The sequence below is a fragment of the Streptomyces drozdowiczii genome, assembly GCF_026167665.1.
Lineage (GTDB): Bacteria > Actinomycetota > Actinomycetes > Streptomycetales > Streptomycetaceae > Streptomyces > Streptomyces drozdowiczii_A.
This window is the reverse complement of the sequence record NZ_CP098740.1, coordinates 6,534,169-6,546,468: the sequence shown is the minus strand read 5'-3', so window position 1 is coordinate 6,546,468 and position 12,300 is coordinate 6,534,169. Positions and strand designations below refer to the sequence as shown.

At 71.7% G+C, this 12,300-nt stretch carries 13 protein-coding genes and 2 pseudogenes; 6 read left to right on the top strand and 9 right to left on the bottom strand.

Annotated elements, in window-relative coordinates; all coding sequences use genetic code 11:
• Positions 1 to 60: 60 nt before the first annotated feature.
• A complete protein-coding gene (locus NEH16_RS29660) occupies positions 61 to 663 on the bottom strand; it encodes a flavodoxin family protein (protein WP_265546084.1) in 603 nt (200 codons plus the stop codon).
• A gap of 197 nt (positions 664 to 860) precedes the next feature.
• Here NEH16_RS29660 and NEH16_RS29655 point away from each other — a divergent pair, with 197 nt between their 5' ends.
• Both NEH16_RS29655 and NEH16_RS29650 read left to right on the top strand, forming a co-directional pair.
• Positions 861 to 1,031, top strand: a complete 171-nt coding sequence (locus NEH16_RS29655; RefSeq protein WP_026171501.1) for a hypothetical protein — start codon at positions 861 to 863, stop codon at positions 1,029 to 1,031.
• 127 nt (positions 1,032 to 1,158) lie between these two features.
• Positions 1,159 to 2,352, top strand: a complete 1,194-nt coding sequence (locus NEH16_RS29650) for a PP2C family protein-serine/threonine phosphatase (protein WP_265546081.1) — start codon at positions 1,159 to 1,161, stop codon at positions 2,350 to 2,352.
• Between the two features lie 12 nt (positions 2,353 to 2,364).
• Here the strand turns inward: NEH16_RS29650 and NEH16_RS29645 are convergent.
• The 3 genes and pseudogenes from NEH16_RS29645 to NEH16_RS29635 form a co-directional block, all read right to left on the bottom strand.
• A pseudogene (locus NEH16_RS29645) lies at positions 2,365 to 4,400 on the bottom strand (CocE/NonD family hydrolase).
• 35 nt (positions 4,401 to 4,435) lie between these two features.
• The gene (locus NEH16_RS29640) at positions 4,436 to 5,749 is read right to left on the bottom strand and encodes an ATP-grasp domain-containing protein (RefSeq protein WP_265546079.1); all 1,314 of its coding nucleotides are present in this window, start codon (positions 5,747 to 5,749) and stop codon (positions 4,436 to 4,438) included.
• Positions 5,750 to 5,813: 64 nt separating this feature from the next.
• Positions 5,814 to 6,248, bottom strand: coding sequence for a hypothetical protein (locus NEH16_RS29635; RefSeq protein ID WP_374215592.1), 435 nt, complete (start codon positions 6,246 to 6,248; stop codon positions 5,814 to 5,816).
• Positions 6,249 to 6,417: 169 nt separating this feature from the next.
• On the opposite strand from NEH16_RS29635, the gene sigJ reads away from it, so the two are divergent.
• Positions 6,418 to 7,368 (top strand): RNA polymerase sigma factor SigJ, encoded by a 951-nt coding sequence (gene sigJ / locus NEH16_RS29630; RefSeq protein ID WP_265546077.1) that lies wholly within the window; start codon positions 6,418 to 6,420, stop codon positions 7,366 to 7,368.
• Between the two features lie 23 nt (positions 7,369 to 7,391).
• Here the strand turns inward: sigJ and NEH16_RS29625 are convergent, their stop codons facing one another.
• On the bottom strand, positions 7,392 to 7,598 hold the full coding sequence (locus NEH16_RS29625) for a DUF2945 domain-containing protein (RefSeq protein WP_265546075.1): 207 nt from the start codon (positions 7,596 to 7,598) through the stop codon (positions 7,392 to 7,394).
• Positions 7,599 to 7,669: 71 nt separating this feature from the next.
• On the opposite strand from NEH16_RS29625, the pseudogene NEH16_RS29620 reads away from it, so the two are divergent.
• Both NEH16_RS29620 and NEH16_RS29615 read left to right on the top strand, forming a co-directional pair.
• Positions 7,670 to 8,439, top strand: a pseudogene (locus tag NEH16_RS29620) (uracil-DNA glycosylase).
• A 371-nt stretch (positions 8,440 to 8,810) separates the two neighbouring features.
• Complete coding sequence (locus NEH16_RS29615) at positions 8,811 to 9,179, top strand: DUF4232 domain-containing protein (RefSeq protein ID WP_265546073.1); 369 nt, start codon at positions 8,811 to 8,813, stop codon at positions 9,177 to 9,179.
• A gap of 25 nt (positions 9,180 to 9,204) precedes the next feature.
• Here the strand turns inward: NEH16_RS29615 and NEH16_RS29610 are convergent, their stop codons facing one another.
• Together NEH16_RS29610 and NEH16_RS29605 are read right to left on the bottom strand one after the other, a co-directional pair.
• Positions 9,205 to 9,828 carry a cysteine hydrolase family protein gene (locus NEH16_RS29610; RefSeq protein ID WP_265546072.1) on the bottom strand — a complete coding sequence of 208 codons (624 nt, stop codon included), beginning with the start codon at positions 9,826 to 9,828 and terminating at the stop codon, positions 9,205 to 9,207.
• A gap of 89 nt (positions 9,829 to 9,917) precedes the next feature.
• Positions 9,918 to 10,910 carry a GlxA family transcriptional regulator gene (locus NEH16_RS29605; protein WP_265546070.1) on the bottom strand — a complete coding sequence of 331 codons (993 nt, stop codon included), beginning with the start codon at positions 10,908 to 10,910 and terminating at the stop codon, positions 9,918 to 9,920.
• A gap of 153 nt (positions 10,911 to 11,063) precedes the next feature.
• On the opposite strand from NEH16_RS29605, the gene NEH16_RS29600 reads away from it, so the two are divergent.
• A complete protein-coding gene (locus tag NEH16_RS29600) occupies positions 11,064 to 11,252 on the top strand; it encodes a DUF6381 family protein (protein WP_265546068.1) in 189 nt (62 codons plus the stop codon).
• A gap of 17 nt (positions 11,253 to 11,269) precedes the next feature.
• Here the strand turns inward: NEH16_RS29600 and NEH16_RS29595 are convergent, their stop codons facing one another.
• The gene (locus NEH16_RS29595) at positions 11,270 to 11,677 is read right to left on the bottom strand and encodes a DUF6221 family protein (protein ID WP_079193056.1); all 408 of its coding nucleotides are present in this window, start codon (positions 11,675 to 11,677) and stop codon (positions 11,270 to 11,272) included.
• Positions 11,678 to 11,745: 68 nt separating this feature from the next.
• Entirely contained in the window at positions 11,746 to 12,192 is a 447-nt protein-coding gene (locus NEH16_RS29590; protein ID WP_073969105.1) for a nitroreductase family deazaflavin-dependent oxidoreductase, read from the bottom strand.
• Between the last annotated feature and the right edge of the window lie 108 nt (positions 12,193 to 12,300).

Genomic DNA, 12,300 nt, shown 5'->3' with positions numbered 1-12,300 from the left:
AGCCCTGGAGAATTTGTCATCTGACGCGGTGGTGGCGGCGCGGGGCCCGGAAGGAAGGGGTCAGCGCGGAGGGTAGGGGGACTCGGCGAGGACCCGGGCGAGGTGTGCGGCGTTGAGGGCCATCTGGTGGGTGGTGGACCGGACGGCGTCGGGCGTCTCCTCGAGGTCCCGGTAGTCGGTGCCGTGCATGGCCTCTCCGACCCAGTAGCTCACCGCCCCGGGCGCGAGGGTGAAGCCAAGGTCGTTGAGGCCCTGGAAGACGTCGGCGCTCACCTTGTGGGCGCCGTCCTCGTTGCCGACGACGGCCACCATGCCCACCTTGCCGTAGGGCAACTGCCGTCCCTCGTCGTCGGTTTCGGAAATGTCGGCGTTCAGCCGTTCCAGTACGCGCTGGCAGTGGCTCGCCGGGTGCCCGAGCCAGATCGGGGTGGCCAGCAGCAGGATGTCCGCCGCCAGCACCTTGTCGCGCAGCCGGGGCCACTCGTCCCCGTCTCCCATGTCCTGGGCGATCCCGGGCCGCACGTCGTGGTCGGCGATCCGCACCGTCTCCCCCTTCACCCCCAGGCCGGAGAGTTCGGCCATGATCTGGTCGGCGAGCAGCTGGGTGCTGGACGGCTTGGGTGACGGGGAGAGGGTGCAGACGAGCGCGAGTGCTCGGGTCATCGGTGGGGCTCCTCACGGTGTGCGGTGGCTCGGCCCGGGGTGTTCGGGCGCCCTTCCCACTATGGGAGGTCCACACGGAGCGCGCCCGGCACCACCGGGTCCGAAATCTTCTTCCCGCTCTTCACCGGGAAAGTCGGGAGTTTTTCAGGAATAGAGGCGGAGGGCCGGGGCATCCGGTGCTTCGGAGGTTGATACCCATGGTTCCCGTGATTCTGGTTCTTCTGCTTGCGCTCATTCTCTTCGGGGCGGGTTTCGCCCTGAAGGCCCTGTGGTGGATAGCCATCGCCGTGCTGGTGGTGTGGCTGCTCGGGTTCGTCGTCCGCCCGGCGGGCGGCGGTGGAAAGCGGGGCCGCTGGTACCGCTGGTAGATCTGACCGGGCGATACGTCGCAGCGGCACATAAAGTGAGGGTCGGCCGGGAATTCCCGGTCGGCCCTCACTTTTTCGTACGGCTTTTCCTCGGTGCGCACACATCTGCCGGACGGGTGATACCCCCATGACACACTCCCCCACCAGTGACGGCGAACGGCTGATGCACGGCTTCCTGGCGGAGGTGCACGCGACCGCGCCGACCGATCTGCCGGCGCTGGTCAACCGGTACGCCGGTCTGCTGGGGCTGCGCCGGGTGGAGATCTACATCGTCGACCTCCAGCAGCAGCGCCTCTCCCCGCTCTCGGGCGAGGCGCAGCTCCATGTGGACGCGTCACTGGCCGGTTCGGCCTTCCGCTCGCTCGCGCTGCGCGTCGAGACGACGGACACCGAGTCGCTGATCGCGTGGCTGCCGCTGGTGGACGGGGTGGAGCGGCTGGGGGTCATCGGGGTCCAGGTGGACGCGCTGGACCGGACGCTGCTCGAACGGTGCGCGAGTCTGGCGTCCGTCCTGGCGATGGCGATCACGTCGAAGCGGGCGTTCAGCGACCGGTTCGTGCAGCGCACCCGTACGGAGACGATGACGCTGCCCGCCGAGATGGTGCGGACCCTGCTCCCGCCGCGGGCGGTCGGTGAGGACCGGGCGCTGTCCACGGCGGTGCTGGAGCCGGCGTACGAGCTGGGCGGCGACGCCTTCGACCACTCGCTGACGGAGTCGACGCTGCACGCGGTCATCCTCGACGCGATGGGCCACAACCTGGCGTCCGGGCTGACCAGCGCGATCGCGATCGCCGGCTGCCGCAGCGCCCGGCGCAAGGGGTCGGGGCTGCGGGAGCTGGTCCGGACGGTGGACGACGCGCTGGCGGAGTGGCTGCCCGACCAGTTCTGCACCGGCGTCGCGCTGCAACTGGACATGTCCAGCGGCATCCTGAGCTGGATCAACTGCGGCCACCCGGCGCCGCTGCTGATCCGCGAGAACCGCGTCCTGGACAACGCTCTCGACCGCCCCGGCGAACCGCCTCTGGGCACCCCCGGCGTGATCTCCGAGGCGGAACGGGTGGTCCACGAGGTGCCGCTGCTGCCGGGTGACCGGATCCTGCTGTACACGGACGGGGTGACCGAGGCCCGCATGGCGGACGGCACGCAGTTCGGCCTGAACCGCTTCACGGCCTCGATCATCCGCGCCACGGCCGCCGGGGAGCCCGCGTCGGAGGCCCTGCGGCAGCTCATCCACTCCATCCGCGAGTACCAGCACGACCGGCTGAGCGACGACGCCACGATCATGATGCTGGAGTGGCGCCCGAACCCCCGGAAGAACTAGGGCCGCACGGGGTCAGAGGTTCGACCTCGGCACGCTCTCGTTCCAGGTGCGGGAGAAGACCCGGCGGCCGTCCTCGTAGCCGTCGAGGGTGGCGTCCACATGGAACGCGGCCTCGTCCGAGGTCAGCATGGTGCGGGTCTCCACGCGTACGTCCCAGTCGGGGCGCCGGAACCGCATGGTCCACGCGGACTCGCCGCTCACCGAGCCGAAGTCGTCCGCGACGGAGGTGTACTTCTCGCAGGCCCGCAGCCCCACCTCGATGCCGTTCTCCTCGAACCGCTGGATGCCCCGGTCCTTCACGATGTCGAGCGCGGAGTGGTAGTCGACCAGGTTCCTCGTCACCGTCCACGCCTGTTCGGGCTCGGTGAGCTGGGTGACCTCGGGCGGCGCACACCCCTCCGGCTCCCCGAAGGGCACCTCGGGCATCCCGTCCGGTGCCTCGGCCGGGCGGACGGGCAGCGTGAGGCGGCTGCCGCTCTCGTACACGCTCAGGCAGGTGGGCGCGGCGGCCGGCCAGACGAGCGGCCAGTACGAGGTGGAGAGCGAGAGGCGGATGCGGTGGCCCGCCGGGAAGACCTGGGCGACCCCGTTGAGCGGGACCCGTACGGGGTACGCCTCGCCGGGCTCCAGGGGTTCGGGCCGGTCCGCGCCGGAGCGGTGGGCGAGGTTGAGCACGCCGTAGGTGACCCGGGTCGCCCGGCCGTCGGGGGCGACGTCGGAGAGCCGCACCGCGACCTGCCCGGTCTCCCGGGACGAGGAGACGAGCAGGTCCACCGAGGGCGCGCCCAGGATCTCGACGCGTTCGGGCAGCGGCGCGGTCTCGAAGACCAGTGAGCCGCCGTCCTCCTCGCGCTGGTCGTAGGGCAGGTCCGGCGGGGCGTTGTACGAGGCCCATTTGCCCGCGAACTGGCCTACGGACAGCGGGGACTGCACGGTGTGGACGCGTTCCTCCGCCCCGGCCGCCGGGTCCTGGTCGCCGAGGACGATGGCGTGGTCCCGGAGGGGGTACGGCACGTCCTCGATGTGCGGGGACGGCCAGCTCGGCTCCCCCACCCAGCGGCCCGGCCGCTCCTGGTAGGAGGTGGAGGGGGCACGCTCTCCTGCATCCAGGCGCGGATCATGGGCCCGTCCATGACCCCGTTCTCGACGCCCTTGAGCCAGTGGTCCCACCACCGCACGACCTCCTGGAGGTAGCCGATGGCCGGGCCGGGCTCACCCAGGTGGGGCAGCTTGTGCGACCAGGGTCCGATGAGGCCCTTGCGGGGGACGTCGACGCGGCTCAGGAGGCGGGTGACGGCGTTGGAGTAGCCGTCGGCCCAGCCGCTGGAGGCCAGTACCGGGCATTGCAGCGCCTGGTAGTCCTCGCTGAGCGAGGCGTGCCGCCAGTAGTCGTCGCGTTCCTGGTGGCGCAGCCATTCGAGGACCCAGGGGCGCGCGGAGTCCAGCCGTTCGTGCCACATGTCCCGCCACCGGTCGCCGACGGCGGCGGGGTCGGGCGGGCAGGTGGAGTAGGCGAACATGGTGCCCGCCTCGGCCAGGTTGTCGGAGAGCATCGCGCCGCCGACGTAGTGCATGTCGTCCGCGTACCGGTCGTCCGTGAAGGACGCGATGACGATGGCGCCGAGGCTCGGGGGGCGGCGGGCGGCGACCTGGAGCGCGGCGAACCCGCCCCAGGAGATGCCCATCATGCCGGTCCTGCCGTCGCACCAGGGCTGCTCGGCGAGCCAGGCGAGGACCTCCTCGGCGTCGCGCTGTTCGCGTTCCAGGTATTCGTCCAGCAGGACGCCCTCGGACTCGCCGGTGCCCCGCAGGTCCACGCGTACGCAGGCGTAGCCGTGGCCCGCGATGTAGGGGTGGTGGATCGCGTCGCGGGTGGAGGTGAGGTCGTTCTTGCGGTAGGGGACGGCCTCCAGGATCGCCGGGACCGGTTGGCGGTCGGAGGTGGTGGGGCGCCAGATCCTCGCCGACAGCCGGACCCCGTCCGACATGGTGATGATGACGTGGTCCTCTTGGCTTACCTCGTACGGCAGTCGGTCGACGTGTCGCATACCTGTGCTCTGCTCCTTCCTCTTCGCGGCCCTGTTCACGACGCCTTGACGTCGCGGCCGCCCGGTGCGGTGTCCTCGAAGGTGAGGCCGAGCGCGGCGACGCACTGGTCGAACTTGCGCCGCAGACCCTCCTCGTCGTCCGCTCCGGTGAAGATGTGGGCGATCTCGTAGCTGTAGCTGTCCTGCTGGGGAACGGTGGAGAGCTTCTGGCCCTCGGACGGCACCATGTCGATGCGTACGCCGGGTATCTCGCGCTCGATGGCCGCGATCCGCTCCGGCGTGGGGACCTCGCGGACCGTGCCCTCGCCGAACCAGCGGTAGTACCACTTGGCGGCCATGCGGTACGGGCCGTCGCCGCCGGGCACCACGGGGTCCTCGCCGAGGGCGAGGCGGATCATCCGGTGGTGGTTGGGGACGCCGTCGACGTAGTGGAAGAGCTCCGCGTGGGACTGGGAGTGGCGCGGGTTGATCTCCAGCAGGCTGACCCGGCCGGTCTTCGGGTCGTAGAAGTACTCGATGCTGAACGTGGCGGCGTCCATGCCGATCTGGCGGATGGTCCGCTCGCTGACCTCGTGCAGCTGGTGGACCACCGCCGGGGGCAGGGTGCTCGGGTACTGGTGGCGCAGGAAGCACGGGGAGTCGGGGTAGTTGATGGAGTCGAGCACCCCGTAGACGGTGACCTCGCCGTCGTTCGCGTAACCCTCGACGGCGACCTGGATACCGGTCATGGCCTCCTCGGCGAGGCAGACCTGTCCGCCGACACCCTCCATCTCCGGCGGCAGGTCGAGGAGTTCCAGGACCTCGTCGAAGGGTTTGCCGACCCGGCCGATGCCCTTGCGTATGGTCTCCACGGCGGCCCGGAACTCCGTCATGTCCTTGACGCCGTAGGCGAGTTCCGAGGAGTAGGCGAGGGCCGGCTTGAGCCACATGGGGAAGCCGACGCCCTCGGGCGGCTGCGGGTCGTCGCTGTCGAGGTCGACCCGGCCGAAGCCGGGCAGGGCGTCGGTGGCCTTCTTCTGCTCCAGCCGGCTCCAGTACTTGTGCTCGCACTTGACGACGGATTCCAGGCTGGTGGTGCGGGTGCCGTACTCGCGGCCGAGCATCGGTACGAGGGTGCTGACGGGGAAGTCCCAGTAGCCGACGATCGCGTCGACGGTGCCCTCGTGCGCGTCGAGCACCGCGCGGGCCCGGTCCATCAGATCCGCCACCGACACCTCACCCCCCTGCAACTCCTCGATGGTCAGCAGGGGGTGGAACCGGTAGCCGCCGGCGTCGGGGACGGCGTTCAGGGTCGGCAGGTTCGCCTCGTCCAGACCGAGTACGAAGATGTTCTTGCGCTGTGGGGACACGCGTCGTCCTTTCGTGGGGTCCCCGGCGCGTACCCCCCATCCGCGGGATCAATGGCCGCTCCCGCTATCCCCTGGCCGCCCGGCGCAGCATCCGGCTGAACACCGCGTGGCCGAGCGCTGCCGTGCTCAGGCCGAACATCAGGACGCCCAGCGGGACATGCCATGCCGCCGCATGGGCGATGCCCAGCACCACCTGCACCGAGGCGAGTACGAGGAAGCCGGTCGCGTACAGGATGGGGCGGGGCGATCCGCCGCCCGGCCGCCACGCCAGGATCGCGGCGAGGACGTACAGCATCGTCGCGCCGTACATCACGCGGGCGCCGACGCCGTGCAGGGTCTCGCCGTACGTGGTGGAGAGCAGCAGCCCCGCGGTGACCGCCTGGAAGAAGATGGCCAGGGTCTGCAGGGCGAGGGAGACCTCGACAAACGTGGTCCGGCCCGGGGCCGCCGCCCCCGCGGGTGTGGGCCTGCTCGGTGCTGCCATCGTCGGTGCGGCCATGACGCGGTCCTCTCTTCTGCCTCGCGGCGGTGGATCGGTACTGTCTCGACGGTCCGACGACGTAGATCCACGGAATGTGAGGCGGCCGGCGGCCTCACATTCCGGCGGGCTGTTCCGTCGGACCGTCAGCAGGGGAAACGCACGACGACAACCAGGGGCGGTCACGTACATGAGCACACCTTCCGAGCCGGACCTGAGCGCCGTCATCGGCGAGCGGCGTCAGCTGATGAACCTCGCCTACCGGATGCTCGGTTCGGTCGCCGAGGCGGAGGACGCCGTACAGGAGACGTACGCCCGGTGGTACGGGATGTCACCGGAGCAGCGGGACGCCGTCGCGTCGCCCGGGGCGTGGCTGACGACGGTGGCCAGCCGGGTCTGCCTCGATGTGCTGGGCTCGGCGCGGGTCAGGCGGGAGCGCTACGTCGGCGAGTGGATACCGGAGCCGCTGCCGGACCGCTCCGAGTGGGTCGGCGGTCGCGCCGAGGGCGGCCGCGACGACCGTGCGGACCCCGCGGACCGGGTCACCCTGGACGAGTCCGTGAACATGGCCTTCCTGGTGGTCCTGGAGGCCATGACCCCGGCCGAGCGGGTGACGTTCGTGCTGCACGACGTGTTCCGTTACCCCTTCGCGGAGGTGGCGGACATCGTCGGCCGGAGCGCCCCCGCCTGTCGGCAGCTCGCCGCTTCGGCCCGTCGGCGCCTCCGGGACGCGCGCGCCGATGCGGTCCCGGCGGCCGGACAGGCGGTCCTGGTGCGGGCGTTCAAGGACGCCTGGGAGGCCAAGGACATCGGGGCGCTCATCGGCCTCCTCGACCCGGAGGCGGCGATGATCACCGACGGCGGCGGGCTGGCCGGGGCGGCCCTGCGCCCGGTCGAGGGCGCCGAGCGGATCGCCCAGTACCTGGTCCACTTCGCGGACAAGGTGCCCGAGCTCCTGCTGCTGGAACGCACGGTGAACGGGCGTCCCGGCCTGGTCGCCCAGCACGCCGGGGTCACGGTCACCGTGGCGGCGTTCGGTCTCGCCGGGGAGCGTGTGCACCGCATCTGGGCGGTGCGCAATCCGGAGAAGCTGCGCCCCTGGCCCGGGCACGGCGGGCCGGGGGCGCCGTCCCCGTCGTAGGGCGGGCGGACCGCGCCGCCCCGTCAGGTCTTCTTCAGCGCACTGCCCTTGTGCATGGCGAGGTGGCCGGTCTTGTCGCTCTTGATCTCGTACTGCGGTTCGTCCTTGCTGCAACGCCGGGTGCGTCCCTTGAACTCGACGTCGCTCGTGTGCTTCTCCGTGATGACGCCTTCGACATGACCGGCTTCGGAGTTCCATCGCACATGGTCCCCGACGGCGAAATCGTTCATGGTCCCTGGGTACGCTCATTTCGGTGAGCACGCCACCGGGCGGGAACCAGGAACGTGGAAGCGGGTCGATCATGTGTACCGCCGATGACTACCCCGTACGGGCCGCCGCCCGCTCCCGAACGCTCGCCGGGCTCGACAGGCAGCTGGTCACCTGCCGCGCCTGTCCCCGGCTGGTGGAGTGGCGGGAGGAGACCGCCCGTATCAAACGCCCCGCCTTCCGTGACTGGGAGTACTGGGCCAGGCCCGTGCCCGGCTTCGGGCCCCCGACGCCTCCCTCGCCATCACGGGCCTGGCGCCCGCCGCGCACGGCGGGAACCGGACCGGCAGGATGTTCACCGGCGACCGGGCGGGCGATCTCCTGTACGCCACGCTGTACGAGCTGGGGCTGGCCTCCCGGTCCACGGTGACGGACCTGGCGGACGGGCTCGAACTGTACGGGGTCAGGGTGACGTCCCCCGTGCACTGCGCGCCCCCGGCCAACCGCCCCACGCCGGGCGAGCGCGACACCTGCCGGCCGTGGCTGGCCCGGGAGCTCCAGCTGCTGCGGCCCACGGTGCGGTCGGTCGTCGTGCTCGGCGGCTTCGGCTGGCAGGCGACCCTGGCCGCCCTGGAACGCGCCGGGCAGCGGGTGCCCCGGCCCCGGCCGGTGTTCGGTCACGGCGCCCGTACGGTGCTGGAACCGGCCGACGGTGCGGACGACCCGCTGACGTTGTTCGGCTGCTACCACGTCAGCCAGCGCAACGTCTTCACCGGCCGGCTCACCCCGGCGATGCTCCGCGAGGTGCTGGCCGAGGCGGCGGAGACGGCGGGGTTGCCGGTGGTCCGGCCGGCCGCGGAGTGACCGGTCCACGGGATTTTTTGCCAGATCATCAGATTGGCATCGCAGAAAATCGAGCAGGCGCCCGTTATGGGCACTCTTTCTCGCACCACCACTCGTACGCTCCACCGCCGCCTCCTCGTGCCCGTCGCGATGATGTCCTTCGCCCTCGTCGCGGCGGGCTGCAACGACGACGGCTCCGGATCGGAGGGCGCGGCCTCGCCCGCGGCCCACGCCGGGACGACGGGCCCCGCGCAGACCTCGTCGCAGCCGTCCGACCCGGCCTCCTCACCCCCGGGGAGCGCGCCGTCCTCCCCGCCGCGCCCAGCGACTCGGCCGCGTCGTCCGGGGCCGACGCCGCCGGTCCGGCTCGGTGCACGGCCGACGGGCTGGGCATGAGCGTGAAGCGCGGCGACGGGGGCGCCGGGCAGGTCTACTACGAGCTCACGTTCGTGAACAAGTCCGGGCACTCCTGCACCCTCAACGGCTTCCCCGGCGTCTCCCTGATCCAGCGTGACGGCCAGGTCATCGGCGCTCCGGCCAAGCGTGACGGCGCCTCGCACGGGGCGACGGAACTGGCTTCCGGCAAGACGGCGCACGTCGTGCTGCACACGCTGAACCAGGGCATCGCGGACGGCGGCTGCTGGAAGCAGGGCGCCTATCTGCGGGTGTACCCGCCGGGCTCCAAGGAGGCGCTGACCCTGCGCGACCCGCAGATCCGCGTCTGCGGCGGCCGCTTCACGACCACGTCGGTCGAGCGCTGACCTCTCCGCCCGGCGGCCGCCGCCGTCAGGCCGGGATGTCGTCCACCGTGGGGGCGACCGGCGCGAACAGGTCGCCTATGGCGGTGAGCGCGGCGGTCTTCAGCGCGCTCGCCGCCACCACCGTGCCGTCGGGCGCGGGCAGGCTGCGGGTGGCCGTGGCCTCGGCGACGACGGCGGGCCGGTAGCCCAGGTTGAACGCGCCCTGGGCGGTGTGCGTGACGCACATGTGGGCCATGAACCCGGCGAGCACCAGGTCCTTGCCGCTGCCGGGCTCCGCGCCCAGGGCGGTGAGGGTCTTCTCCAGCTCCGTGCGGTAGAAGGAGTTCGGGAACTGCTTGACCACCACCGCCTCGCCCTCCCGGGGCGCCACCTCGTCGCTGAGGGCGCCGATGTGCTCGCGGATGTCGTACGGGGAGCCCTCGCCGCCGTCGTGGATGACGTGGATGACCGGGGTGCCGGCGGCCCTGGCCCGCTCCAGCAGCCGGGCGCAGGCCGCGACGGCCTCCTCGGCGCCTTCCAGGGCCATCACGCCGGTGCGGTAGGTGTTCTGGACGTCGATGAGGATCAGGACGGATTCGCTCAGCCGGGGCAGACGGGCGTCCAGGCCGGAGACCTCGCGGAGGGTCGCGGAGGGCTGGTTCGTGGTCATGGTGGTGCCTTTCTCGGGGTGGTGGGCAGGGTGTGCGGGCATGGCGAAGCCGTTCGCCGTGCCAGGTAAGAGGTGTGGGGGCGGAGCCGTCAGGCCGCGTGGGTGCGGAAGCGACGGCGGTAGGCGGCCGGTGTGGTGGCGATCTGCCGCCGGAACACGCGGTGCAGGGTCTCCGCCGACCCGAGCCCGGCGGCGGATGCCACCCGGTCGAGCGGGTCGTCGGTGGTCTCCAGGAGCCGGCGCGCCGCCTCGACGCGGGCGGACTCCACATAGGCGGCCGGCGAGACACCGGTCTCCTGTTTGAAGACCCGGGCGAAGTGGCGCTCGCTCAGGCACATCCGCGCCGCGAGCACCGGTGCGGACAGGTCCTCGTCGAGGTGGTCCGCGATCCACAGCCGCAGCGCGTCGATCTCGCGCCGGGAGGCGGCCGGTCGGCTCAGGGGCACGGAGAACTGGCTCTGTCCGCCCTGCCGCTTGAGGTACATCACCAACTGGCGTGCCACGGCGAGCGCGGTGTCCTCGCCCAGGTCCTCGGCCACCAGGGCGAGCGCGAGGTCCAGGCAGGCGCTGATGCCGGCACCGGTCCACACCCGGCCCCGGTCGGCGCGTACGAAGATCGGATCCGCGTCCACCGTGACCTCCGGGTGCGCGGCGGCGAGCTGGGCGGCGGTCGACCAGTGCGTCGTCGCCGTCTTCCCGTCCAGGAGCCCGGCGGCGGCCAGCAGATGCGCGCCGACGCACACGGACGCCACCCGGCGGGCGTGCGGGGCGGTCTCCTTCACCCAGGCCACGATGTCCGCGTCGATCCGGGCGACGGGCCCGTCGTCGCTGATGTCGACCGCGCCGGGCACCAGCAGGGTGTCGACCTCCCGGCCCACCTCGCCGAAGGTGAGGTCGGCCAGCAGCCGCACCCCGGCCGAGGTCCGGACCTCGCCCGCCTCGGGCCCGGCGAGCCGGACCTCGTAGCGGTCGTGGCCCCCGGACACCCGGTTGGCCAGGGCGAAGACCTCGGCGGGGCCTGAGACGTCGAGCAGATCGACGCCGGGGAAGACCGCGATGACGACGCGGTGTGCGGTGGACATGACTCCATCCTGGTCAACCGCACCGGTGGCCGCAATGACGGTTCCCTGTCACATTCGGACATCGGCGGGCCGGCTCCCGCGTTCGGGATGCGGGCGTGCGGGCGCGCTGGTTCGCTGGGATGGACGGCTCTCCACCGAGAACCTGGAGTGATCATGAGCGTTGCGGACGAGACCGGCGGCCGGGCCGAGCGCATCCGGGCGAAGGCCGAGGAGATGCGGGAGACCGCCGAACGCACGGCGGACCCGCAGGAGCGGCAGCGCCTCCGGGACAAGGCCCGCCGGCTCCAGGAGCGGAGCGACCAGGTGACCACCAAGGGCGACCACGGGACGAACGCGCTCTGAGCCGGCGGGCCCGCCGGTCACTGGGTGAACCGGGGCAGCCACTTCACCAGGTAGTCGGGGTGGCCCGCGTTCTCGGCGGCCAGCTGCCGGACCACGAAGCCCAGGCCGAAGGCCCGGCCGGACGCGAAGTCGCGCTGCGGGCGGTCCACGTCGAGCGCGGCGACCTCGGCGTACTCGTCCAGGAGGACCCGGTTGGTCTCGATGCGCTGGAGCGTCCGGGCCGGGTCCTGGCGGACGATGTGCCGGTCGTAGGCGTGGCCGTGCGTGCGCAGGGTGAAGGCGATCGCGCCGCCCCGGTCGTGGATCTCGCCGGGCGACTCGGCCGGGCACCGCCAGGCGTCGCCGCCGGCCGCCCGGGCGAGGTCTTCTTCCTCGTCGAGGCGCGCCCTGACGAAGGCGACGAGGTCGGAGTTGTCTGTCGTCATCTGGTTTCGCATCCTTCCGCTCGGCCCCACCCCCTGGGGGCCGAGCTGGACACTATCCCGACGCGTCCTCAGTGGCTCCCGTCCACCGGCTCCAGTACGAACACGGGGATCTGCCGGTCCGTCTTCTTCTGGTAGTCGGCGTAGTCGGGGAACGCCTCGACGGCGCGCTCCCACCACTGCTCCTTCTCCGCGCCGGTGACCTCACGGGCCGTCATGTCGGCCCGGGCCGGGCCGTCCTGGAGCTCGGCGCGCGGGTCGGCCTTGAGGTTGTGGTACCAGACGGGGTGGGTCGGGGCGCCGCCCTGGGAGGCGACCACCGCATACCGGCCGTCGTGCTCGACGCGCATCAGGGGCGTCTTGCGGATCTTCCCGGTCTTGGCGCCCACGGTGGTCAGGACGATGACGGGCATGCCGCGCATCGTCGTCCCTTCCGTGCCGCCCGAGCTCTCGTACTGCTCGACCTGGTCGCGAACCCACTGGGAGGGGCTCGGCTCGTACTCGCCCTGGAGAGGCATGCGTTCTGTCCCGTCGTCGGTCTGTCCGGCCGTGGCTCATGGTCGGCCGCGGCATCTCATCATGGCTTCAACGACTTCTGCGGCCGGGGTAATCCGCCCCGGCCGTCG